The sequence below is a fragment of the Streptomyces sp. 4N124 genome (assembly GCF_052245395.1).
In the GTDB taxonomy this organism is placed as follows: Bacteria; Actinomycetota; Actinomycetes; order Streptomycetales; family Streptomycetaceae; genus Streptomyces.
This window is the reverse complement of the sequence record NZ_JBQQBS010000018.1, coordinates 49,867-73,070: the sequence shown is the minus strand read 5'-3', so window position 1 is coordinate 73,070 and position 23,204 is coordinate 49,867. Positions and strand designations below refer to the sequence as shown.

At 69.2% G+C, this 23,204-nt stretch carries 25 protein-coding genes; 13 read left to right on the top strand and 12 right to left on the bottom strand.

From position 1 onward, the window contains the following. Positions 1-3 precede the first annotated feature (3 nt). The 6 genes from ACTWQO_RS20140 to ACTWQO_RS20115 form a co-directional block, all read right to left on the bottom strand. Complete coding sequence (locus tag ACTWQO_RS20140; RefSeq protein WP_443238702.1) at positions 4-591, bottom strand: ArsR/SmtB family transcription factor; 588 nt, start codon at positions 589-591, stop codon at positions 4-6. 67 nt (positions 592-658) lie between these two features. Next, positions 659-1,627 carry a glycine betaine ABC transporter substrate-binding protein gene (locus ACTWQO_RS20135; protein ID WP_443238701.1) on the bottom strand — a complete coding sequence of 323 codons (969 nt, stop codon included), beginning with the start codon at positions 1,625-1,627 and terminating at the stop codon, positions 659-661. After that, complete coding sequence (locus tag ACTWQO_RS20130; RefSeq protein ID WP_443238700.1) at positions 1,624-2,481, bottom strand: ABC transporter permease; 858 nt, start codon at positions 2,479-2,481, stop codon at positions 1,624-1,626. Before ACTWQO_RS20130 ends, ACTWQO_RS20135 begins: the two co-directional genes overlap by 4 nt. Next, positions 2,478-3,752 carry a betaine/proline/choline family ABC transporter ATP-binding protein gene (locus ACTWQO_RS20125; protein WP_443238762.1) on the bottom strand — a complete coding sequence of 425 codons (1,275 nt, stop codon included), beginning with the start codon at positions 3,750-3,752 and terminating at the stop codon, positions 2,478-2,480. Before ACTWQO_RS20125 ends, ACTWQO_RS20130 begins: the two co-directional genes overlap by 4 nt. Positions 3,753-3,774: 22 nt before the next feature. Further along, entirely contained in the window at positions 3,775-4,422 is a 648-nt protein-coding gene (locus ACTWQO_RS20120) for an ABC transporter permease (protein WP_443238699.1), read from the bottom strand. Between the two features lie 25 nt (positions 4,423-4,447). Next, positions 4,448-4,933, bottom strand: coding sequence for an Lrp/AsnC family transcriptional regulator (locus tag ACTWQO_RS20115; protein ID WP_443238761.1), 486 nt, complete (start codon positions 4,931-4,933; stop codon positions 4,448-4,450). Between the two features lie 122 nt (positions 4,934-5,055). Between ACTWQO_RS20115 and hppD the strand changes: the two genes are divergently transcribed. Then, complete coding sequence (hppD, locus tag ACTWQO_RS20110; RefSeq protein WP_443238698.1) at positions 5,056-6,201, top strand: 4-hydroxyphenylpyruvate dioxygenase; 1,146 nt, start codon at positions 5,056-5,058, stop codon at positions 6,199-6,201. 4 nt (positions 6,202-6,205) lie between these two features. Here hppD and ACTWQO_RS20105 read toward each other — a convergent pair whose 3' ends face one another. Then, the gene (locus ACTWQO_RS20105; RefSeq protein WP_443238697.1) at positions 6,206-7,621 is read right to left on the bottom strand and encodes a tetratricopeptide repeat protein; all 1,416 of its coding nucleotides are present in this window, start codon (positions 7,619-7,621) and stop codon (positions 6,206-6,208) included. 92 nt (positions 7,622-7,713) lie between these two features. Between ACTWQO_RS20105 and ACTWQO_RS20100 the strand changes: the two genes are divergently transcribed. After that, positions 7,714-9,120: an FAD-binding oxidoreductase gene (locus ACTWQO_RS20100; RefSeq protein WP_443238696.1), complete on the top strand. Its 1,407-nt coding sequence runs from the start codon at positions 7,714-7,716 to the stop codon at positions 9,118-9,120. A 17-nt stretch (positions 9,121-9,137) separates the two neighbouring features. On the opposite strand, the gene ACTWQO_RS20095 is transcribed toward ACTWQO_RS20100, so the two are convergent. Further along, the gene (locus ACTWQO_RS20095; protein WP_443238695.1) at positions 9,138-9,548 is read right to left on the bottom strand and encodes an SsgA family sporulation/cell division regulator; all 411 of its coding nucleotides are present in this window, start codon (positions 9,546-9,548) and stop codon (positions 9,138-9,140) included. 276 nt (positions 9,549-9,824) lie between these two features. Here ACTWQO_RS20095 and ACTWQO_RS20090 point away from each other — a divergent pair, with 276 nt between their 5' ends. Both ACTWQO_RS20090 and ACTWQO_RS20085 read left to right on the top strand, forming a co-directional pair. Continuing rightward, positions 9,825-11,327: an RDD family protein gene (locus tag ACTWQO_RS20090; RefSeq protein WP_443238694.1), complete on the top strand. Its 1,503-nt coding sequence runs from the start codon at positions 9,825-9,827 to the stop codon at positions 11,325-11,327. A gap of 89 nt (positions 11,328-11,416) precedes the next feature. Further along, the gene (locus tag ACTWQO_RS20085) at positions 11,417-12,028 is read left to right on the top strand and encodes an RDD family protein (protein ID WP_443238693.1); all 612 of its coding nucleotides are present in this window, start codon (positions 11,417-11,419) and stop codon (positions 12,026-12,028) included. A gap of 76 nt (positions 12,029-12,104) precedes the next feature. Here the strand turns inward: ACTWQO_RS20085 and ACTWQO_RS20080 are convergent, their stop codons facing one another. Further along, entirely contained in the window at positions 12,105-12,374 is a 270-nt protein-coding gene (locus tag ACTWQO_RS20080) for a hypothetical protein (RefSeq protein ID WP_443238692.1), read from the bottom strand. A gap of 370 nt (positions 12,375-12,744) precedes the next feature. Here ACTWQO_RS20080 and ACTWQO_RS20075 point away from each other — a divergent pair, with 370 nt between their 5' ends. Both ACTWQO_RS20075 and ACTWQO_RS20070 read left to right on the top strand, forming a co-directional pair. Beyond that, a complete protein-coding gene (locus ACTWQO_RS20075) occupies positions 12,745-15,090 on the top strand; it encodes an immune inhibitor A domain-containing protein (protein WP_443238691.1) in 2,346 nt (781 codons plus the stop codon). 121 nt (positions 15,091-15,211) lie between these two features. Continuing rightward, positions 15,212-15,547, top strand: a complete 336-nt coding sequence (locus ACTWQO_RS20070; RefSeq protein ID WP_443238690.1) for a hypothetical protein — start codon at positions 15,212-15,214, stop codon at positions 15,545-15,547. Between the two features lie 4 nt (positions 15,548-15,551). Here ACTWQO_RS20070 and ACTWQO_RS20065 read toward each other — a convergent pair whose 3' ends face one another. Further along, positions 15,552-16,136: a nicotinamidase gene (locus ACTWQO_RS20065; protein WP_443238689.1), complete on the bottom strand. Its 585-nt coding sequence runs from the start codon at positions 16,134-16,136 to the stop codon at positions 15,552-15,554. Between the two features lie 130 nt (positions 16,137-16,266). Then, positions 16,267-17,613: a nicotinate phosphoribosyltransferase gene (locus ACTWQO_RS20060; RefSeq protein ID WP_443238688.1), complete on the bottom strand. Its 1,347-nt coding sequence runs from the start codon at positions 17,611-17,613 to the stop codon at positions 16,267-16,269. A 156-nt stretch (positions 17,614-17,769) separates the two neighbouring features. Here ACTWQO_RS20060 and clpS point away from each other — a divergent pair, with 156 nt between their 5' ends. The 7 genes from clpS (at position 17,770) to ACTWQO_RS20025 (ending at position 22,531) form a co-directional block, all read left to right on the top strand. Further along, positions 17,770-18,087 carry an ATP-dependent Clp protease adapter ClpS gene (gene clpS, locus ACTWQO_RS20055; RefSeq protein ID WP_443238687.1) on the top strand — a complete coding sequence of 106 codons (318 nt, stop codon included), beginning with the start codon at positions 17,770-17,772 and terminating at the stop codon, positions 18,085-18,087. A gap of 70 nt (positions 18,088-18,157) precedes the next feature. Beyond that, positions 18,158-18,760: a DUF2017 domain-containing protein gene (locus ACTWQO_RS20050; RefSeq protein ID WP_443238686.1), complete on the top strand. Its 603-nt coding sequence runs from the start codon at positions 18,158-18,160 to the stop codon at positions 18,758-18,760. 319 nt (positions 18,761-19,079) lie between these two features. Further along, a complete protein-coding gene (locus ACTWQO_RS20045; RefSeq protein WP_443238685.1) occupies positions 19,080-20,501 on the top strand; it encodes an amino acid permease in 1,422 nt (473 codons plus the stop codon). Between the two features lie 78 nt (positions 20,502-20,579). Then, positions 20,580-21,002 (top strand): Mov34/MPN/PAD-1 family protein, encoded by a 423-nt coding sequence (locus ACTWQO_RS20040; protein ID WP_443238684.1) that lies wholly within the window; start codon positions 20,580-20,582, stop codon positions 21,000-21,002. A gap of 79 nt (positions 21,003-21,081) precedes the next feature. Further along, positions 21,082-21,177, top strand: a complete 96-nt coding sequence (locus ACTWQO_RS20035; RefSeq protein ID WP_350954403.1) for a putative leader peptide — start codon at positions 21,082-21,084, stop codon at positions 21,175-21,177. A gap of 118 nt (positions 21,178-21,295) precedes the next feature. Next, positions 21,296-21,574 (top strand): MoaD/ThiS family protein, encoded by a 279-nt coding sequence (locus ACTWQO_RS20030; RefSeq protein WP_155054671.1) that lies wholly within the window; start codon positions 21,296-21,298, stop codon positions 21,572-21,574. Between the two features lie 6 nt (positions 21,575-21,580). Then, positions 21,581-22,531, top strand: coding sequence for a PLP-dependent cysteine synthase family protein (locus ACTWQO_RS20025; protein ID WP_443238683.1), 951 nt, complete (start codon positions 21,581-21,583; stop codon positions 22,529-22,531). Between the two features lie 21 nt (positions 22,532-22,552). Here ACTWQO_RS20025 and ACTWQO_RS20020 read toward each other — a convergent pair whose 3' ends face one another. Beyond that, the gene (locus tag ACTWQO_RS20020) at positions 22,553-23,002 is read right to left on the bottom strand and encodes a type II toxin-antitoxin system PemK/MazF family toxin (protein ID WP_443238682.1); all 450 of its coding nucleotides are present in this window, start codon (positions 23,000-23,002) and stop codon (positions 22,553-22,555) included. Between the last annotated feature and the right edge of the window lie 202 nt (positions 23,003-23,204).

Here is a 23,204-nt window from a genome sequence, read left to right as displayed (position 1 = left end):
CTCTCACTGCGTCGGGCTGGGAAAGACGTGCGTGTGGACGCGTACCGTCTCCGCGTCCGGGGTGTCCTCGGGCAGAGACGGCAGTGACGCGTAGCTGTCCACCAGGTCGTGCATCTTCTTGACGAGTTCCTCGGCGAGCTCGGGCGTGAGCCGCAGGGTGAAGTCGCTGATGTCGCTCGCGCGGTTCCACTCGACGGACCAGCTGCCTTGGTTGCCGACCCAGGTCGAGACCTCCCGGGTGTGGACGTTCGCCAGTTCGTGCATGAACAGCGCGGCCGCACCGCGCACACTGGGATCCGGGTCCCTGCGCAGCTTCTCGTCCAACCGCAGGCCACCGTCGGCCGCCTGCCACCACCGTTCCCGCCCCTTGCCATGCTCCGGCGCGTCCTCGATGAAGCCGTGCGCGGCGAGCTGGCGCAGGTGGTAGCTGGTGGCGCCGCTCGACTCGCCCAGCCGCTCGGCGAGCATCGACGCGGTGGCCGGTCCATGGCGCCGCAGCGCGATCAGCAGCTGTATGCGCAGGGGATGCGCGAGCCCGCGCAGCGAACGGGCATCAAGGTCACGCACCTTGGATTCTTCGGGCTCGGTCACGCGTACAAAGGTAGCGTTGCAAAGAGGCCTTTGCAACGGATTCTTTGCAAGTGGCCCCAGGCCCTCCTCACCCCTCCCTGACAAACCCCTCCCCCACCATCCAGTCCAACGCCACCTGATGCGGATCCTCCCCGGCGACATCCACCTTCGCGTTCAGCTCCTGCGCCACCGCGTTGTCCAACCGCCTGGTGATCGGGTCGAGGACATCCGCGATCGCCGGATACTCCTTCAGCGTCTCGGAGTTGATCGAGGGCGCCGCGTTGTAGTTGGGGAAGAACTTCTTGTCGTCCTGCATCACCACCAGGTTCATGGACTTGATGCGCCCGTCGGTGGTGAAGACCTCCCCGTAGGTGCAACTGCCCTTCGCCGCCTGCGTGTAGATGATCCCGGTGTCCATCTGCGTGATGTTGCCCGCCGGTACGTCCATGCCGTACGCCTTCTGCATCCCCGGCAACCCGTCCGCCCGGTTCGCGAACTCGCCCTCCACGCAGAGCGTCACCGCGCTCGGGTCGGACTTCGACAGGGCGGCCACGTCGGAGAGGGTCTTGGTGCCGTACTTCTTGAAGTTGGCCTGGTTCATGGCGAGGGCGTACGTGTTGTTGAGCGACGCCGGCGGCAGCCAGGTCAGCCCGTTCTTCGCGTCCGCGTCCCGCACCGCCTCCCACTGCTTCTGCGGGTCGGCGATGGGCTCGCTGTTGCCGAGGTAGGTGATCCAGGCGGTGCCCGTGTACTCGTACATCCCGTCGGCGTCGCCGCCCTTGACCGCCTCGCGTGCGCCGACGGAGCCCTGGATGCCGGTGCGGTCGAGCACGTCCGCGCCGGCCGCTTCGAAGGCGATGCCCATGATCGCGCCGAGGATCAGCTGCTCGGTGAATTCCTTGGAGGTGACGGTGAGGTCGGCGCCCTTGAGCGGCTCGCCCTGCCCGATCGAACCGGGACGCACGTCATCCACCATCGGCGACCCGCTGGTCAGACCACAGCCCGTCACGCCCGCCACGAATGCCACAGCCAGCACCGCACACAGCCGCCGCCTCATGTCCCCACCTCCAACCCCCGTGGCCGCAGCAGCAGTTCGGCCAGCGAGGCCAGCCAGTCCACCAGCAGGGCGAGTGCGACCGTGAGGATCGAACCCAGCATCAGCACGGGCATCCGCTGGTTGGTGATACCGGTCGTGATCAGTACGCCCAGCCCGCCGCCCCCGCCGAACGTCGCCAGCGTCGCCGTACCGACGTTCAGGACGAGCGCCGTCCGCACGCCCGCCAGGATCAGTGGGACCGCCAGCGGCAGTTCGACGCGGGAGAGCACGCCGAGCGGGGACATGCCGATGCCGCGGGCAGCCTCCAGCAGGGTCGGGTCGTTGGCCTTCAGACCGGCGATCGTGTTCGACAGCACCGGCAGAACGGCGTAGATGATCATGCCGATCAGGGCCGCCCTCCGGCCGATGCCCAGCCAGATCACCAGCAGGGCGAGCAGGCCGATCGCGGGTGTCGCCTGGCCCATGTTGGCGAACGCCATCGCCACCGGGGTCGCCTTACGGAACGCCTTGCGGGTCAGCAGGATGCCCAGCGGGATCGCGATGATCAGCACGAAGAAGGTGGAGATCGCGGTGAGTTGGATGTGCTCCCAGAGCAGTTTGGACACCTCGCCGTCCGACAGCGCGTTCTCGGAGAGGGGGTCCAGGTCGGCCTGCTCGAACCACAGCCAGGTCGCCAGCAGCACAGCGATGAGGACGACCGGCAGGAAGGTGAGCTTCTGCCAGCCGATCCGGCGCCGCGGCACCGCCCGTGGCGGCGGGGGTTCCTGGTCGCCGGGGGCCTCGCCCTCGTCCCGGAAGGCGTGCCCCTTGACCTCGTGCTCGCCTCGGGGGCGCTGGTCGGAGGAGGTGGTCACGCTTTCTTCTCCCCTCCGACGCCCTCCTGCTCGGCGTGCGTCTGCTGGGCCCGGGTCTCCTCCAGTTCGTGCTGGTGCTCCATGGCGTCCAGCCGGTCGGCCTCCAGCAGCTCGTGCACGGAGTTCATCAGCGTCTCCATGTCGACGACGCCCGTGTACTCGCCGCGCCGCCCGGTCACCGCGACCCGCCCCGCGTTGTCGGTGAGGACCGCCTCCAGCGCGTCGCGGAGGGTCGCGTCCCGGGTCACCGTGTCGTGCACGAGCGTGCCCGCGCGGGCCAGCGAGCCCCGGGCGCGCATCATGTCGCCGCGCCGGAGCCACTTGTACGGCCGTCCGCGCTTGTCGAGCAGGAGGATCTCGTTGGTGCCGCTGGCGCGCAGCTTGTTGAAGATCTGCTGGAGCGGGTCGTCGACGGTGACCGTCGGATAGTCGGTGATCTCCACATCCCGTACGCGGGTGAGGTTCAGCCGCTTCAGCGCCGCCCCGGCCCCGACGAACCCCGAGACGAAGTCGTCGGCCGGGTTGGTGAGGATCGCCTCCGGGGTGTCGAACTGAGCGATGTGGGACCGTTCGCGCAGCACGGCGATGCGATCACCGAGCTTGATCGCCTCGTCGAAGTCATGGGTGACGAAGACGATCGTCTTGTGCAGTTCGTGCTGCAGCCTGATCAGCTCGTCCTGGAGGTGATCGCGGGTGATCGGGTCGACCGCGCCGAACGGCTCGTCCATCAACAGCACCGGCGGGTCGGCTGCCAACGCCCGTGCCACCCCCACGCGTTGCTGCTGACCGCCGGAGAGCTGGCGCGGATAGCGGCCGTGGAACTCGCCCGGGTCGAGCCCGACGAGGTCCAGCATCTCCTCCACCCGCGATCTGATCCGCGCCTTCGGCCAGCCGATCATCTTCGGCACCAGCGCGATGTTCTGGGCGACCGTCATGTGCGGGAAGAGGCCGGACGCCTGGATGGCGTACCCGACGCTGCGGCGCAGCTTCACCGGGTCCATGTCGGTGACGTCCTCGCCGTTGATGCGGATGCGCCCGCCGGTCGGTTCGATCAGCCGGTTGATCATCTTGAGCGTCGTGGACTTCCCGCAGCCGGAGGGCCCGACGAAGATGACGATCTCGCCCGCCTTGATCTCCATGTTCACGCTGTCGACGGCCGGCTGCGGGGTCCCCGGATACCGCTTGGTGAGGTTCTCCAGCTCGATGGAGGCGCCGGAGGTCGTTTTCCCGGCCACGGAGGCCGCCTTCTCGGCCACGGCGGTCTCGGCCACGGCGGTCTCGGCTACGGAGGTCTCAGACACGGATCCCCCTGGGGATGGTCAGCCGTCCGATGAGGACGTACGCGGCATCGAACAACAGCGCCAGGATGATGATCCCGAGCGTTCCCGCGAGCACCTGGTTGATCGCGTTCTTGCTGCCCAGCGAGGCCAGCCCGCGGAAGATCACATTGCCGAGGCCGGGTCCGGAGGCGTACGCCGCGATCGCCGCGATGCCCATCAGCATCTGCGTGGAGACCCGGATCCCGGTCAGGATCGGCGGCCAGGCCAGCGGCAGCTCGATCCGCACCAGCCGGGCCAGGCGCGACATCCCGATGCCGGTCGCCGCGTCCACCAGCGTCGGATCGACCCCGCGCAGCCCGACGATCGAGTTGCGCACGATCGGCAGCAGTCCGTACAGCGTCAGCGCGATCACCGTGGGCGGTACGCCCAGCCCGACGATCGGGATGAGCAGACCGATCATGGCGAGCGACGGGATGGTCAGAATGGTCGAGGTGGATGTCGTGGCGAGGCTTCCGGCCCACTCGCTCCGGTAGGTCACGACCCCGATCAGGACGCCCAGCAAGGTCGCCACGACCATGCACTGGAAGACCGCGCTGGCGTGTTGGTAGGCGTCCGTGAGCAACTGCTGATGCCGGTTGCCCAGGTACTCCCAGAAGTTCACCCGCGGTCACCTCAGAGGCTCGGTATCACTCCCGTCCGTGGCCCAGGTCCTCCGCAGCCTGCTCCACCAGCGGGATGATCCGCAGCGGAACAGGGTTCTCCATGACGATCGCAGTGGAGGCCCGGACGATGCCATCAAAACCGACAACCAAGTCGATCACCCGCTGAAGATCGGCATTCGAGCGGGCCACGAGCCGGCACAGCATGTCCCCGGTGCCGGTGGTCGTGTGCAACTCCAGCACCTCCGGCACGGTCGCCAAGTGGGCTCGTACATCGGCCCCTTGCCCCTGCCGGATCTGCAGCGTCGCGAACGCCGTGACCGGATACCCGAGCGCCGCCGGATCCACTTCGGGCCCGAACCCCCGGATGACGCCATTCGACTGAAGCCGGTCGAGCCGCGCCTGCACCGTCCCCCGGGCCACCCCCAGCCGCCGGGACATCTCCAGCACCCCGATCCGCGGCTCCCGCGCCAGCAGCCCGATGATCCGCCCGTCCAGATGATCGATCGCCATACGGCCCTCCAGGGTGGTCATCCTGTACAGAAAGCCCGCCGATTCGGGCACTTCACTGGTCGGATTGCCCAGCGATTACGCCAACTATTGCGCACCTTGCAGACCGGAGCGAGGCTTCCGCTATGACGCAGACCACACACCACACTCCCGACACCGCCCGGCAGGCCGACCCCTTCCCGGTCAAGGGAATGGACGCGGTCGTCTTCGCCGTGGGCAACGCCAAGCAGGCGGCGCACTACTACTCCACCGCCTTCGGCATGCAGCTCGTCGCCTACTCCGGACCGGAGACCGGCAGCCGCGAGACCGCGAGCTACGTCCTCACCAACGGCTCCGCCCGCTTCCTCCTCACCTCGGTGATCAAGCCGGCCACCACCTGGGGCCACTTCCTCGCCGAGCACGTGGCCGAGCACGGCGACGGCGTCATCGACCTCGCCATCGAGGTCCCGGACGCCCGCGCCGCGTACGCGTACGCCGTCGAGCACGGCGCGCGCTCGATCGCCGAGCCGTACGAGCTGAAGGACGAGCACGGCACGGTCGTCCTCGCCGCCATCGCCACGTACGGCCAGACCCGCCACACCCTCGTCGAACGCGGCGGCTACGACGGCCCGTACCTCCCCGGCTTCACCGCCGCCACCCCGCTCGTCCAGCCGCCCGCGCAGCGCACCTTCCAGGCCATCGACCACTGCGTCGGCAACGTCGAACTCGGCCACATGAACGAATGGGTCGGCTTCTACAACAAGGTCATGGGCTTCACGAACATGAAGGAGTTCGTGGGCGACGACATCGCCACCGAGTACAGCGCGCTCATGTCCAAGGTGGTCGCGGACGGCACGCTGAAGGTCAAGTTCCCGATCAACGAGCCCGCCATCGCCAAGAAGAAGTCCCAGATCGACGAGTACCTGGAGTTCTACGGCGGCGCGGGCGTCCAGCACATCGCGCTCAACACCAACGACATCGTTCAGACGGTACGGACGATGCGGGCGGCCGGCGTGCAGTTCCTCGACACCCCCGACTCGTACTACGACACCCTCGGCGAGTGGGTCGGCGACACCCGCGTCCCCGTCGACACCCTCCGCGAACTGAAGATCCTCGCCGACCGCGACGAGGACGGCTACCTGCTGCAGATCTTCACCAAGCCGGTCCAGGACCGCCCGACCGTCTTCTTCGAGCTGATCGAACGCCACGGCTCCATGGGCTTCGGCAAGGGCAACTTCAAGGCCCTGTTCGAGGCGATCGAGCGGGAGCAGGAGAAGCGGGGCAACCTGTAGCACGCTAGGAAGACTCGCCAGGCAGGGGCTCGTCGGCCGGCAGGTCGCCGAGCCCCTGCAGCGCCGCCCGTGCCGTGGGAGCCCGCCACGGTGAGAAGTGCGGGTTGATCCGCAGTGCCTCCTGAAGGTGCCGCCGGGCGGGCCCGTACAGCTCCAACTCGCCCTCGATCATGCCCCGGTGAAACGCGTACAGGGCACTGCGCACCCCACCATGCTCCTTGTCCGTCGCCCGCATCGCGAACTTCAGCGCCTCCTCGTGCTCCCTGGCCCGGTGCAGCGCCCACCCCAGCGCGTCGGCCACGGCGATCCCGGGCTGGCGCTGCCACTCGGCGCGCAGTCGCCGTACCGCCGCCTCCGGGTCCCCGTGGTCCGCCTCGAACTGCCCGAGGACCAACTCCTCGTCGGCCCCGCCCGCCGCAGCACCGCGCACCCGCTCCCGCAGCAGGTCGTACTGCACGCGTGCGGCCTGATCGAGCCCCAGCGACTCGTACAACTCGCCCAGTTCCAGGGCGTATTGCGGCAGCGGCTGCTTGGCGAGGGCCATCTGGTACGCGTTCAGCGCCTCCGACGTCCGCCCCAGTGCCGCCAGCGCCCGCCCCTGCCCGGCCTGCGCGGCCCGCTGGTCGGGGTCGACACGGACCGCCTCCTGGAAGTGCCGCAGCGCGACGTCGAGGTCCCCGCGCTCGAACGCCAGCTGCCCGCCCCGCTCCAGATACGCGGCCTTCTCGGCGGGCGCCTCGGCCCCGGCCGCCGCGTCGGCCAGCGCTGCGGCGGCGTCCTCGCGCCAGCCCTGGTCGCGGTAGAGGGCCCCGGCCCGCGCCAGCGCGGCGGGCCCGGAGTGCAGCTCCAGCATCCGGTCCAGCGTCCGCTTGGCCGCCTTGTGATCGCCCAGCCCCGTGTAGGCGTCGATGAGCACGGGATACGTCGTCCAGCGCTTCGCGTCCAGCTCCAGCGCGTCCTGCCCCCACTTCCGCGCCGCCGGGAAGTCGCGCCGGGCGTTCGCCAGCGCCGCCATCCCGGTCAGCGCCTGCACATTCCCCTGCGCCCGGGTCCGCAGCGAGGTCCGCAGCGCCTGCTCGGCCCGCGGGAAGTAGGACGGCTCCGCGATCCGCCGCCCCTGTTCGACGTACGCCGTCCCGAGCACCGCCCAGGACCGCGCGTCCTCGGGATGCGCCCGCACCCGTGCCTCACGCTCGCCGATCAGCGCCGCCAGGTCGGGCAGCGCGGCGGGCACCCCGGAACCGACCGCCGTCAGCGCCTGCGCCCCTGGCGCCGGAGCCGGCGCCCGCGATACCGCGTGTTCCGGGGGCAGCAGCATCAGCACCACGCCGAGTACGGCGCATGCGGCGACGGCCGCGATCGGCACCCACCGGGCAACAGGCCTGCGCACCTCGGCCGGCGCTTCCTCTTGGTTCCCCATGGCGCTCACTGTGCGTCAACACGACGACCCCATTCCCGCACCCGAAGCCTTGTGCGGACGGGGTTCACACCGATGGCCCCGGGTGCGAACCTGTGATCATGAGCCGTATCGAAGCGCCTCGCGATGAAGCGACCGGCAACCTTCTCGACCGCCTGCTCAGCGGCCTGCCCGCCGAGGCCGTCCTCACCGACCCCGACGTCACGGCCTCCTACGCCAACGACATGGCCAGCTTCTGCCCGGCCGGCGCCCCCGCCGTGGTCGTACTGCCGCGCACGGTCGAAGAGGTGCAGCACATCATGCGCATCGCCACCGAGCTGCGCGTCCCGGTCGTCCCGCAGGGCGCCCGCACCGGCCTGTCGGGCGCGGCGAACGCCTCCGACGGCTGCATCGTGCTGTCCCTCACCAAGATGGACCGCATCCTCGAGATCAACCCGGTCGACCGGATCGCCGTCGTCGAACCCGGCGTCATCAACGCCGCCCTGTCCCGCGCGGTCGGTGAGCACGGCCTGTACTACCCGCCGGACCCCTCCAGCTGGGAGATGTGCACGATCGGCGGCAACATCGGCACGGCGTCGGGCGGCCTGTGCTGTGTGAAGTACGGGGTCACCGCCGAGTACGTCCTCGGGCTGGACGTCGTCCTGGCCGACGGGCGGCTCATGACCACCGGCCGCCGCACGGCGAAGGGTGTCGCGGGGTACGACATGACCCGCCTGTTCGTGGGTTCGGAGGGCTCGCTGGGCATCGTCGTACGGGCGATCCTGGGGCTGAGGCCGCAGCCGCCGCAGCAGTTGGTGCTGGCGGCCGAGTTCGCGTCCGGGGCCGCCGCGTGCGACGCGGTGTGCCGGATCATGGCCGGCGGGCACGTGCCGTCCCTCCTCGAACTGATGGACCGTACGACGGTGAAGGCCGTCAACAACATCGCGCACATGGGACTGCCCGAGACGACGGAGGCGCTGCTACTGGCGGCCTTCGACACCCCGGACCCCGCCGCCGACCTCGCAGCCCTCGGCGCGCTGTGTGAGGCGGCCGGCGCCACCCAGGTCGTACCGGCGGACGACGTGGCCGAGTCGGAACTCCTCCTCCAGGCGCGGCGGTTGTCGCTCACCGCGCTGGAGGCGGTCAAGGGCACGACGATGATCGACGACGTGTGCGTGCCCCGCTCGCGCCTTGGCGACATGCTCGAAGGGACCGAGCGGATCGCCGAGAAGTACCAGCTCACCATCGGCGTCGTCGCCCACGCCGGCGACGGCAACACGCACCCGACCGTCTGCTTCGACGCCCAGGACCCCGACGAGTCCCGGCGCGCCCGTGAGTCCTTCGACGAGATCATGGCCCTCGGCCTGGAACTCGGCGGCACGATCACCGGCGAACACGGCGTGGGCGTGCTGAAGAAGGAGTGGCTGGCACGCGAGATCGGCCCGGTGGGGGTGGAGATGCAGCGGGCGGTGAAGTCCGTCTTCGACCCGCTGGGCATCCTGAATCCGGGCAAGCTGTTCTGAGCTCGGTCTTCTATGACTCACTGGGCGAGCAGCTGGTCGAGCGCGTCGTCGATCCCCAGCTGCTCGCCCTCAGTCCCCGGGGGCACCACCCGCAGCGTGCGCTCGAGCCAGGCCGACACCTGGGCCGCGGGAGCCTCCAGCAGGGCGTCCCCGTCGGGTGAACTCAGCGCCATCAGGACGACGCTGCGCCCCTCGGCCTTCGTCGGCCACACCCGTACGTCCCCGTTGCCGCAGGGCCGGAACACGCCCTCGACAAGCAGGTCACGGGCGAAGGTCCAGTGCACCGGGGCATCGGAGTTGATGTGGAAGCTGATGTGGACGGCGTACGGGTCGTCGCTGCGGAAGCTCAGCCGGGCCGGGACCGGGATGCTCCGCTCCGGCGACAGGATGAGCCTCAGCTCCAGCTCCCGCTCTACCACGCTGTACATAGGGCGTGTTTCCTCTCTCATGTCGCTCTCGTGGGTCGCTCTCGTGGGCCTTGGCGTGGGCCCGTACGAGTGGAGAGAGGGGAGGGACGGAACCATTACGCGGGTTCGCGTAACTTTTTTCGCCGGGTGGGGGTCGCTTGGCTCCGGGTCGTGTGAAGTACGTGTACGAGGTTGCCCGGAAAGGGGTGGGTCCTAGGGGACTGGCGGTGGTTGTTGCGCCGGTCTGGTAGATGTGGAGGCCCCAGATGACCCACGAGCAGATACGGGACGACGGACATGAGCGCCCCAACCCCGGCCCCAGGTGACGACAGGCCCCGCGAGGGCTTCTACCCGGACCCCTCCATTCCCGGATATGTCCGGTACTGGAACGGCGGCTCCTGGGTTCCGGGCACCAGCCGTCCGGCCCCGACGGACGGCGAGCCGCTCGCCCCGCCGACCGGCGCCGACCCGGCTCCGGCGCAGGTCGAGGAGACGGGCCCGCACTTCTTCGACGAGGACCCGGCGGGTGCGTCGGGCGCCCCCAGCCCGGCCGACGCCCAGTACGGCAGCCGGCCCGAGCCCGCGTCCGCGTGGGGCGCCGACACGTCCCGGCAGACCGGCTTCGGCGGCGACCAGGACCGCCGCGTCTCCTGGGGCGCCGGACAGGACGCCGACCCGAGGGTGCCCGCGGACCCCCAGGCCCAGCCGGACGGCCAGGCCACCGCCCGCACGGACGGCACGGCGTCCATCCCGCCCACGGAGGAGTCGGACGGCGTCGCCTCCGGCAACACGTTCGTCTTCCGCCGGCCGACACCCGGACCCGGCGCGGCGCCCGCATCCGCGAGCCCCGGCACCGACGAGGCCCCCGACGGCACGATGAAGTTCCGCGCGCTCTCCCCGCGCACCCCACAGCAGACCAGGGGAGCGGGGGCGCAGAGCGGGAGCACAGCAGGAACGACCCCGGGCGGAACCGGTTCTGCGTCGGCCGGCGGTGCCCCGGCCTCCTCCGCCCCCGCTGCCGAGCCTTCCTCCGGCACCCCCGGAACCGGCTTCGGCGCCGGAAAGGCTGCCGCCGCCCGTGCCGCGGCGGTGCAGCAGTCCGCCACGCCCGCCTCCGCCACCCCCGCCCCCGCCGTCCCCCAGCAGTCCGGCGCCCCCCAGTCCGCCACGCCCGTGACGAGCGGCGCCGGTGGCGGGCAGCCCTCCTGGGCGCAGCAGGTGCACCGGCTCGCCGGAGGGCCGGGCGACGACCAGCCCGTGGCACCCTGGAAGCCGCCCGTGGAGGACATCTTCCAGGCGGCCGCCAGGCGTCAGGCGTCGGCCCGTCCGGCCGGGCTCGGCAAGCGGCTCGCCGCCCGGCTCGTCGACACCCTCGTGCTCGCCGCCGTCACCTCCGTCGCCGCCGTCCCCCTCGGCACCAAGGCGATGGACCACGTCAACGAGAAGATCGACGCGGCCAAGCTGTCCGGCGAGACCGTCACCGTCTGGCTGCTCGACGGCACGACATCGACGTATCTCGGCATCGTCCTGGCCGTCCTGCTTCTCTTCGGCATCGCCTACGAGGCGCTGCCCACCCACAAATGGGGCCGCACCCTCGGCAAGAAGCTGCTCGGTCTGGACGTGCGGGACATCGAGGGCCACGAGCCCCCGTCCTTCGGCGCGGCCGTCCGCCGCTGGCTCGTCTACAGCGTGCCCGGGCTGCTCGTCGTCGGTGTGGTGGGTGTCATGTGGTGCCTGTTCGACCGGCCCTGGCACCAGTGCTGGCACGACAAGGCGGCGCATACGTTCGTCGCCGGATGACGGTGTACTCCAGAAGGACCAGTTGATTTCGTACTCCGGACGGCCGCTCGCCGGATGCGGAGCCGGAAGGTTCGCGGTCGACTCGGGCCATGAGCAGTGAACCGCCCCCCGGCTCCGGTCAGCAGCCGCCGGAAGACGACCCGTTCAGGAAGCAGCCCCCGCCAGAACAGGGATCGGGCTCGCCGTACGGCGCCCCGCACGGCGGCGCCCAGCCCCCGCCGTACGGCGGTGACCCCTACGGCGGCGGCTCGTACCCCAGCGACCCGCTCGCCGACAGCGGCAGACGCACGCTCGCCCGCATCATCGACATGATCCTCGTCGGGGTCGTCGTCTGGCTGCTCACCTGGGGCTTCGGTGTCAGCGAGTACGACGTCGACGCCGACGAGGTCGAGTACGGCAAGTCGTTCGCGCAGTCCGCGGTCGCCGCCGTGCTCTACATCGCCTACGACACCTTCATGATGGCCAAGACCGGGCAGACCCTGGGCAAGAAGTGGCTGAAGATGCGGGTGGCCAACCTCGACAACGGCTCCACACCCTCGGTGCAGACGATGCTGGTGCGGTCGTTGGTGCTGTGGATCCCGTTCGCCTTCTGCTGCGCCTGCATCTGGACCGCGATCTCGGGTGGCGTGAGCTACTTCGACAAGCCGTACAAGCAGGGCCTGCACGACAAGGCGGCCAAGACGGTCGTGGTCACCGCCTGACGGGCGCGACAAACGACCGGCGGGCCCGTGGCATCACGGGCCCGCCGGTCGGACGTACGAGATCAGGCTGCGAGATTCAGGCAGCCTTGCCGGAATTCACCGGTACGCGCTCCGGCGTGGTGGTGGGGGCCTCGGCCGATGGCGCGGTGGCCGCGCTCGGCTTCGGCAGGGGAACCGTCATGGCGACCAGGAGCCCGAGAGCGAGCGCCGCGACGGCGATGACCGCGATCCCCACACCTGAACTCGTCTGTGACAGCAGCAGCATGGCGAGGGTCGAGAAGATCACGGTGCATGAACCGTAGGCGAGCTGTGCGGCGGTCGGTCGAGGCGCAGTCGGACGAGGCATGGCAATCGTGTCCTCGGAAATGGGGGTGAGAAGGGGCGCCGGCCTGGCATTGCGTCGGCTTCCGGGCGAGCCGCCAACCGACTCTAATCGCAGGGATGCCCGAGTGGAACGAACGGTAAGCGTGACCTAACCAACAGTATCGGTGCATGGGGGGCGCATCGAGTCACACCGTCCAGCAAGTGGACGGACCCACGCGCCCGCTAGTAAGGCCCCAGTAATGCACTTGACTTGCTCAAGTCAAGGTCTGTCTTTTCAGTTCAACCTCTAGTCAAATGTCGTCACTTGACTACACGCGTCTCTCACGCGCACGCGGATCTTCCATGACCCCAGGAGCCCCTTCCGTGTGCCCGGACGCGGGGGAGGATCTCAAGTGACCAGAAGACCCTGGACGTTCAGAGCCGCGGCCACGACCGTCGCGCTCGCCGCGGCCACCGCCACGATCTCCGCCTTCACCGTGGCACAGGCCGACACCGCCGCGGAGCCGGCCGCCGTGAACCGGCACGACCCGCTCACGGAGCAACACCAGGAAGAGCACGATCTCGACGGCCCGTTCACCAAGACCCAGGAGGCGCAGCGCCAGGAGGCCCTCAACCAGGTCCTCTCCGGCGACGCCCAGGTCAAGGAGCGCGAGGGCTCCAAGGTCGTCCAGCTGAAGAGCAAGAAGGGCGACAGCAAGTACGTAGAGCTGGGCCGCGAGAAGACCGACAAGATCTTCACGATCCTGGTCGAGTTCGGCGACCAGACGGACCCCCGCTACGGCGGCACGCCCGGCCCGCTGCACAACCAGATAGCCGAGCCGGACCGTGCGCAGGACAACAGCACGGCCTGGCAGGCGGATTACAACCAGGAGCACTTCAAGGACCTGTACTTCGGCGAGGGCACCGCCTCGATGAAGACCTACTACGAGAAGCAGTCCTCGGGCCGCTACTCCATCGAGGGCGAGGTCGCCGACTGGGTCAAGGTCCCCTACAACGAGGCCCGTTACGGCTCCAACAAGTGCGACCCCGACAACTGCGCCTGGTTCGCGGTGCAGGACGGCGTGACCGCGTGGGCCGCGGGGCAGAAGGCGGCCGGCAAGACCGACGCCGAGATCAAGGCCAAGCTCGCCGAGTACGACCAGTGGGACCGCTACGACTTCGACGGCGACGGCGACTTCAACGAGTCCGACGGCTACATCGACCACTTCCAGATCGTGCACGCCGGTGAGGACGAGTCCGCGGGCGGCGGCGCACAGGGCGAGGACGCGATCTGGGCCCACCGCTGGTACGCGTTCGGCACCGACGCGGGTGCCACGGGCCCCGACAACAACAAGCTCGGCGGCACCCAGATCGGCAGCACCGGCATCTGGGTCGGCGACTACACCATCCAGCCGGAGAACGGCGGACTCGGCGTCTTCGCCCACGAGTACGGCCACGACCTTGGTCTGCCGGACCACTACGACACCTCCGGCGGCGGCGAGAACTCCACCGGCTTCTGGACCCTGATGTCCTCCGGCTCCTGGCTCGGCACCGGCAAGGACGCCATCGGTGACCTGCCCGGCGACATGACCGCCTGGGACAAGCTCCAACTCGGCTGGCTCGACTACGACACGGCGAAGGCCGCGACGAAGTCGAAGCACAAGCTGGGCGTAGCCGAGTACAACACCAGGAACAAGCAGGCCCTCGTGGTCACGCTGCCCGACAAGGCGGTCACCACCGAGGTCGTCGCCCCCGCCGAGGGCGCGAGCCAGTGGTGGAGCGGCAGCGGCAACGACCTCCGCAACACCCTGACCCGCTCCGTCGACCTGACGGGCAAGTCCTCGGCGACGCTGACCCTCGACGGCTTCTACGACATCGAGCGGGACTACGACTACCTCTACACCGAGGTCTCCACCGACGGCGGCGCCAAGTGGACGCCCGTGGACGGCACGGTGGACGGTCAGGCCATCCCGCGCGACGGCAGCGGCAACCCCGCCCTCACCGGCACGGTCGACGGCTACAAGAAGCTGTCGTACTCCCTGGACGCGTACGCGGGCAAGAGCGTCCAACTCCGCTTCCGCTACTACTCCGACGGCGGTGTGGCGCTGAAGGGCTTCGCGGCCGACGCGATCACGCTGACCGCCGACGGCAGCCCGCTGTTCACCGACAACGCCGAGACGGCGGACGCCGCGTGGACCGCGACCGGCTTCTCCCGCATCGGCGCCTCGTTCACCAAGAAGTACGCGCAGTACTACATCGCCGAGAACCGCCAGTACGTGTCGTACGACAAGACCCTCAAGACCGGCCCGTACAACTTCGGCTTCTCGACCACCCGTCCGTCCTGGGTGGAGCACTTCCCGTACCAGAACGGCCTGCTGATCTGGAAGTGGGACACCTCCCAGGCGGACAACAACACCAGCCAGCACAAGGGCACCGGCCTGCTCCTCCCGGTGGACGCCCACCCGACGGCGATGAAGTGGTCCGACGGCACGCTGATGCGCAACCGCATCCAGTCGTACGACTCGCCGTTCAGCCTCTACCGCACGGACGGTCTGACGCTGCACAACGCGGACGTGCAGACCAAGATCCCGTCGAAGAAGGGGGTGCCGGTCTTCAACGACCACACCAGCACCTACTACGACGAGAGCACCCCGCTCGCGGGCGTCAAGATCACTGACACCAACACGAAGATCAAGATCGTCAAGGAGGCCAAGAACGGCTCGACGATCTCGCTCGAAGTCGGCCCCGCGGTGAAGTAGTCAACGTTTCCGCAGGTCAGAGCACGATTCGGCGGCAGCCCCTGGCGGGTTGCCGCCGATCGTGTTTAGGTGCGTCCTGTGGTTCTCTTATTGACACCGCTGGGAACGGGGAAGTGACTGAATGGCCGTAGGAGGCTTCTGCAGGCTGCCGTCCGGCAGCGTGGTGGTGGCGTTGAATCTGCCCAGCCCCACCGTCGACGGCACGGGCTGTGTACGTGTCCTGGTGCACGCCCAGAACCGGGCACGGGCCCTGACCAGGCTCCGCAACCTGGGCATGCGCGCGGTCTACCTCCGCGGCAACGCGTCCCCGCCGACCCCGGACGAGATCACCGCGGTCCTGCACCACCCCGACGGCCTGATATGGCGCACGGCCCCGGACGACGGCGTACCGGCCCTGTCACAGGAGCTGTGGCACCCGATCAGGGCACTGCGGAGGCGTCCGGCGGCGCCAGCCTGACCGGTCAGACGACGGGCTTGCCCGACAGCTCCACGCCTGCCTCCCGCATCTCCTCCAGCGCCCGCTCCGTGGTCTCCTCGGCCACCCCCGCGGTGAGGTCCAGCAGCACCTGAGTACGGAACCCTTCACGCTCCGCGTCCAGCGCGGTGGCGCGCACGCAGTGGTCGGTCGCGATGCCGACCACGTCCACCTCGGTGACCTCCCGGGCGCGCAGCCAGTCGGCCAGCGGGACGCCGTTCTCGTCGACGCCCTCGAAGCCGCTGTACGCCGCCGAGTACGCCCCCTTGTCGAACACGGCGTCGACGGCGCCGGAGGCGACGGCGGGCGCGAAGTTGGGGTGGAAGCCCACGCCCTCGGTGCCGGCGACACAGTGCGCCGGCCAGGAGTGGACGTAGTCGGGGTTGCTGGCGAAGTGTCCGCCGGGCGCGATGTGGTGGTCGCGCGTGGCCACCACATGCCGGTAGCCGGCGGGCGCCTGCCCGATCAGCTCGGTGATGGCGGCGGCCACATCGGCACCCCCGGCCACCGCGAGGCTGCCCCCCTCGCAGAAATCGTTCTGCACGTCTACGACGATCAAGGCGCGGCGCATGGTCGGTGTCCTTCGACTATGGGGTCGGGGTGGATCAGGGTGCGGGCCCGCCGGTGTGAAGTTACGAGCCTAGAGACTGGGAGGGCCCTAGGGGAGGGGGCATTTCAGGGCTTGCGCCGCAGCACCGCCTCTAGCTACCCGAGCGCCCATGGACATACTCGGTCGGAATCACGGGTTCCCCCCGGGACAACTGCGTAGCGGACAGCGGCAGATTCGCGCGGGCGGCCATGTGCCGGTCACGCGGGACGTCCAGCGGCTCACGTGCGACCACGTCACCGCCCTTGACCAGTTCCACGAGCAGTTGCCGGCCGGCCAGCTCGCCGGGGACCGGTCCGGTGCCGACGACCTCGGCCTCGGCGACCCCGTCCTCGTCCAGCCGTCGAGCGGCCCACTTGCGGCCGCCGATGGACGTTTTACCGCCGCTGGACTTCTTCGCGACCGGGACCAGGGGTTCCTTCGGGTCGGCGGATTCGGCGCGGGCGACCAGTTTGTAGACCATCGAGCACGTGGGATGGCCGGATCCCGTCACCAGCTGGGTGCCGACGCCGTACGCGTCCACCGGCGCCGCCGCCAGCGAGGCGATCGCGTACTCGTCCAGGTCCGAGGTGACGATGATCTTCGTGTCCCTCGCGCCCAGCTCGTCCAGCTGCTGCCGCACCCGGTGCGCGACCAGCAGCAGGTCCCCGGAGTCGATCCGCACGGCGCCCAGCTCGGGCCCGGCGACCTCCACCGCCGTACGGACGGCTTCGGCGACGTCGTACGTGTCCACCAGCAGCGTCGTGTTCCGGCCCAGCGAGTTCACCTGGGCCTGGAAGGCGTCCCGCTCACGGTCGTGCAGCAGGGTGAAGGCGTGCGCGGAGGTGCCGACGGTCGGGATGCCGTAACGGAAGCCGGCGGCCAGGTCGGAGGTGGTCGCGAAGCCGCCGACGTACGCGGCGCGGGCGGCGGCGACGGCCGACAGTTCGTGGGTGCGGCGGGCGCCCATCTCGATCAGGGGCCGGTCTCCGGCCGCCGCCGACATCCGGGACGCCGCCGCGGCCACCGCGGAGTCGTGGTTGAGGATGGACAGGATCACGGTCTCCAGCAGGACGCACTCGGCGAAGGAGCCCTCGACCCGCATGATCGGCGAGCCCGGGAAGTACACCTCGCCCTCGGGGTAGCCCCAGATGTCACCGCTGAAGCGGTAGTCGGCGAGCCATGTCAGGGTCTCCTCGTCGACGATCCCCTGCTCGCGCAGAAAGCCGAGGACGTCCGCGTCGAAACGGAAGTTCTCCACGGCGTCCAGCACCCGTCCGGTGCCCGCGACGACGCCGTAGCGCCGCCCGTCGGGCAGCCGCCGGGTGAAGACCTCGAACACGCTCCGCCGCTCGGCGGTGCCCGCCCTCAGCGCGGCCTGCAGCATCGTCAGCTCGTACTGGTCCGTGAAGAGCGCCGTCGAGGGAACATCCACCGGCAGCCCAAGGTCCGCTGTGTTCATGACTAAGGATGATACCCCCCATCTCGTCAGTCTGACGATTTGGGTCGGCAGTCTTCGGCAGTCTGAAGATCCCGGGTCGGCCGAAAGGCGATCGCGGGGACATCGCAGCCGCAATCGCGGTGCGCATTTGTGCGACCACCCCCCTCCGGTGGCAGCATGGGCCATGTGACGTCACCCGCGCCCGTAGAGATCGAACGCCCCGAGTCGGCGGAGGAGGTCTTCGCCGTACCCGAGCCCGACGTCCCCTGGGTCACGATCGTGCACAACGACCCGGTCAACCTCATGAGCTATGTGACCTATGTCTTCCAGACGTACTTCGGCTATCCGAAGGACAAGGCCACCAAGCTCATGCTCGACGTCCACCACAAGGGCCGGGCGGTCGTCTCCAGCGGGACCCGCGAGGAGATGGAACGCGACGTGCAGGCGATGCATGGCTACGGTCTGTGGGCCACCCTCCAGCACGACCGGAAATGACCCGAACTCGCCTACAGGACCGGACGTAATCCGAACCCGCTCGCAGGACCGGAAGTAGCGAACTCACTTCATGCCAGGTCAATTCGAACCGCTCCCCGGCGGCGGCGCGGCCGTCGCACTCGACGACGTCGAGATCTCCATCATCCGGTCGCTGGCCGTCCAGCTCCTGGAGCTCATCGGCCCCGGTCCCGGCGAGGACACCTCCGAGGATCCGCTGGCCGAACTGTTCGCCGAGGGCCCGAGCGAACCGCCCGCCGACCCGGTCCTCAAGCGGCTCTTCCCGGACGCCTACAGCGACCCGGAGGCCACGCCGCAGACCGAGGAGGCCGCGGAGCAGAAGACGTACTCCGCCGAGTTCCGCCGCTACACCGAGAACGATCTGCGCGCCGGGAAGCGTGAGAACGCCCTCGCGGTGATCCGCTCCCTGGACGCCCTGCGCCCGGTCGACGAGGGCGGGGCGGTCCTCAAGCTGTCGGACGGAGAGTCCCGGCAGTGGCTCGGCGCCCTCAACGACCTGCGCCTGGCGATCGGCTCCCGGCTCGACATCACGGACGAAGAGGACACCGACCTCCTCTACCGGCTGCCGGACGAGGATCCGCGCAAGCCGATGGTGATGGCGTATCTGTGGCTGGGCGGGCTCCAGGAGACGCTTGTCTCCACACTTATGCCCTGATTGTGACGGTGTCGTGTTCGCTCAGCGGACGCTCAAATCCGAATAACGATCCCGTCACCGTAGCGGCGTCGTATGCACCTTCTCCGCGCTCTTTGTCCGCTTCTCCCTGTGCTGTGCGCCACATCCCGCTCGGGTGATCAATATGGCGGCCGTGATAAATCTTCACGACCGCCCGGCGAACACCACCCATTGTTCCGCCGGGTGCGCCACCGATCGGCAGACCGCCGGTTAGGCACAACGCTCCAGCAGTCCGGGGGGATCGAGACCCGATCCGAGGCCGACGAAGGCCCGGGTCGGCATGGAGAAAGGCGCACCACACATGACCTCCGCTCAGGTCAGCACGGAGACCCCTGAAGAGGGGTACGAGCGCGGGCTCGGCAGTCGCCAGGTCCAGATGATCGCGATCGGCGGCGCGATCGGCGTCGGCCTGTTCCTGGGAGCCGGGGCGAACATCGCCAAGGCCGGTCCCAGCCTCATCCTCATGTACGCCCTCGCCGGCGTCATCATCTTCTTCATCATGCGGGCGCTCGGCGAGCTCCTGCTCTACCGCCCGGTCTCGGGCTCCTTCGCGGAGTACTCCCGCGAATTCCTCGGCCCGTTCTTCGGCTACTTCACCGGCTGGACGTACTGGCTGATGTGGGTCGTCACCGGCATGGCCGAGCTGACGGCCGCCGCGATCTACGTGAACTACTGGTTCCCGTCGATCCCGCAATGGGTCACGGCGCTGGTCTTCCTGATCGTTCTGTTCGCGGCCAACCTGATCTCGGTCAAGCTGTTCGGCGAGATCGAGTTCTGGTTCTCGATGGTCAAGGTGACCGCGCTGATCGGCATGATCGTGATCGGTCTCGGCGTGCTCACCTTCGGTTTCAGCGCCGCCGGTGACACCGCCGCGGTCTCCAACCTCTGGGCCTTCGACGGCTTCTTCCCCAAGGGTGTCGGCTCGTCCCTGATGACCCTGCAGGGCGTCATGTTCGCCTACCTCGCGGTCGAGCTGGTCGGTGTCACGGCCGGCGAGTCCGAGAACCCGGAGAAGACCCTCCCCAAGGCGATCAACACCCTGCCCTGGCGGATCGCGCTGTTCTACGTCGGTGCGCTCACCGTCATCCTGTGCGTGGTGAAGTGGACCGAGTTCGCGGAGGGCGTCAGCCCCTTCGTGAAGGCCTTCGCGATGATCGGCATCCCGGCCGCCGCCGGCATCGTCAACTTCGTCGTACTGACCGCCGCCCTGTCGTCCTGCAACTCCGGCATGTACTCCACGGGCCGGATGCTGCGGAACCTCGCCGACAGCGGTGAGGCCCCCAAGGTCTTCAGCAAGCTGTCGTCGACCAAGACCCCCGCCTTCGGCATCCTCATCTCCGTGCTCTTCATGGGCATCGGCGTGATCCTCAACTACATCGTCCCGGAGAAGGCCTTCGGCTACGTCACCTCGGTGGCGACCGCGGCCGGCATCTGGACCTGGCTGATGATCCTGATCAGCCACGTCCTCTACCGCCGAGCGGTGGTCGCGGGCCGTCTGCCCGCCTCCTCCTTCCCGGCGCCGGGCGGCGCGGTGTTCTCCTACGTCGCCATCGCGTTCCTGCTCTTCGTCACCGGCCTGATCGCGTACGACGCCGACTCCCGCGTCTGCCTGTACGTGATGGCCGGCTGGGCGGCCGCGTTGGGTGTCGGCTGGGCCGTGCTGAAGTCGCGGAACCCGGAGATCACGCAGCGCCGTGACCCGGAGCTGGAGAAGGTCGGCTGACGACGCTGGATGTCCGGCATATGGGCAGCCCCGTACCACCCACCGGTACGGGGCTGTCTTCTGCTTATCCTGCTGAACATGCTGACCATCACCCAGGACCTCGTCGACCGGATCGTCGCCCACGCGCGCAAGGACCATCCCGACGAGGCGTGCGGCGTGATCGCGGGCCCGGCGGGCTCGGACCGCCCCGAGCGCTTCATCCCCATGCTGAACGCCGCCATGTCGCCCACGTTCTACGAGTTCGACTCCGGCGACCTGCTCAAGCTCTACCGCGAGATGGACGACCGCGACGAGGAGCCGGTGGTCATCTACCACTCCCACACGGCGACCGAGGCCCACCCCTCCCGCACGGACATCTCGTACGCCAACGAGCCCGGCGCGCACTACGTCCTCGTCTCGACGGCGGACACGGACGACCTCGGCCCGTTCCAGTTCCGCTCGTTCCGGATCATCGAGGGCGAGGTGACGGAGGAGGAGGTCAAGGTGGTGGAGTCGTACTGATCTCGTACTGCGGATGAAATGTGTCCGAAAGGCGAGATCACATTCCAGGACCCGGACCGGGAATCGATACGATGACCCCATGGTTTTCCACGACGTGAGCGACAAGACGCCGGGCGCACTGCTCGTGGCGCGGCTGCACGTCGACCTGTGCAGGCTCGCCAGCGCCATCTGTTGACGCCGACCCCTGCCGCCGTACGGCCGTGAGCCGCGGCGCCGCACACGCACCACCCCTCGCCGTATCTGCGCTGCCGCGCGTCCAACGACAGACTTTCTCCCGACAGGAGCCCTGAGCCATGGCCATCGAGGTCCGCATCCCGACCATCCTCCGCCAGTACACCGACGGTCAGAAGGCGGTGGAGGGCAGCGGTGACACCCTCGCCGCGCTGTTCGCCGACCTCGAGACCCGGCACAACGGCATCCAGGCCCGCATCGTGGACGGCGACCAGCTGCGCCGCTTCGTCAACGTCTACCTCAACGACGAGGACGTCCGCTTCCTCGACGGCATCAACACCAAGCTCACCGACGGCGACAACGTCACGATCCTGCCGGCCGTGGCCGGCGGCATGGTCTGATCCCTCATGCGCTACGACTCCCCGCTGGCCGCGGTGGGCAACACCCCGTTGGTGCGCCTGCCGCGGCTGTCGCCGTCGGCCGACGTCCGGATCTGGGCCAAGCTGGAGGACCGCAACCCCACCGGCTCCGTCAAGGACCGCCCCGCCCTGCACATGATCGAGCAGGCGGAGAAGGACGGCCGCCTCACCCCGGGCTGCACCATCCTGGAGCCCACCTCCGGCAACACCGGCATCTCCCTCGCCATGGCCGCCAAGCTCAAGGGCTACCGCATGGTGTGCGTCATGCCGGAGAACACCTCGCAGGAACGCCGGGACCTGCTCGGCATGTGGGGTGCCGAGATCATCTCGTCCCCCGCCGCGGGCGGCTCCAACACCGCCGTACGCGTCGCCAAGGAACTCTCGGCCGAGCACCCCGAGTGGGTGATGCTCTACCAGTACGGCAACCCCGACAACGCGGGCGCGCACTACGCGACGACCGGGCCCGAGATCCTCACGGACCTCCCCTCCATCACCCACTTCGTCGCCGGCCTCGGCACCACCGGCACCCTGATGGGCGTCGGCCGCTACCTCCGCGAGAACAAGCCGGACATCAAGATCGTCGCCGCCGAACCGCGCTACGACGACCTCGTCTACGGCCTGCGCAACCTCGACGAGGGCTTCGTACCCGAGCTCTACGACGCCTCCGTCCTCACCACCCGCTTCTCCGTCGGCTCCGCCGACGCCGTCACCCGCACCCGCGAACTCCTCCAGCAGGAGGGCATCTTCGCCGGCGTCTCCACCGGCGCCGCCCTGCACGCCGCGATCGGCGTCGGCAACAAGGCGGTCAAGGCGGGCGAGAGCGCGGACATCGTGTTCATCGTGGCCGACGGCGGCTGGAAGTACCTGTCGACGGGCGTGTACACGGCGACGACGACGGAGGAAGCGATCAAGACGTTGCAGGGCCAACTCTGGGCGTAAGGCTCTGGGCGTAAGGCCCGCTCACGTAGCCAGGTGACGGACCTGGTCCCACAGGACCGGGTCCACCACCCCCACCCGTCGCCGGAAATCCCCCATCGGCACGTCCCGCAACTCGTCCGTCTCCAAGAAGCTCGCGCGCCCCTGCGCATCGCCGACGGCCCCCGGCGGCAAGGGAATCACCCCGGCCCGCTCATCGTGATACTTGCTGGTGATCTTCGCGACGGTCGCCCGCCGCCCCCGCACCGAGAGCACCAGACACGGCCGGTCCTTACCCCCCGGCCCGTCCTCGAAGGGCACGCTCGCCCACCAGATCTCCGCGGGCTGCGGCCGCGCCGCCACCCGCTCGCCCGGCCGCCCCGGCGGCCGCGTCCTGCGCCCCCGCGGCCCACGCCGCCCCCAGCCGTCCACCAGCGCAGCGACCAGCGCGAGCAGTACCACCGCCACGAGCGCGAGCCACCAGGACGTATCCATACGACAGACGGTACCGGCGCGCGCACACCCCCGCGCGCCCTTCTCACCCGGCACACGCTCCCCACGTCGAGCCGAACCGGTGACACCACAGGTGAGTTCGCCCACAACAGCCCTTGGCGGAGGAGCGACCGGAGGTTTTGCGCCTTACGCTCGACGGACCGCACGACCCCCGACGCACCCAATTGTCAATTCCCGCCAGCGG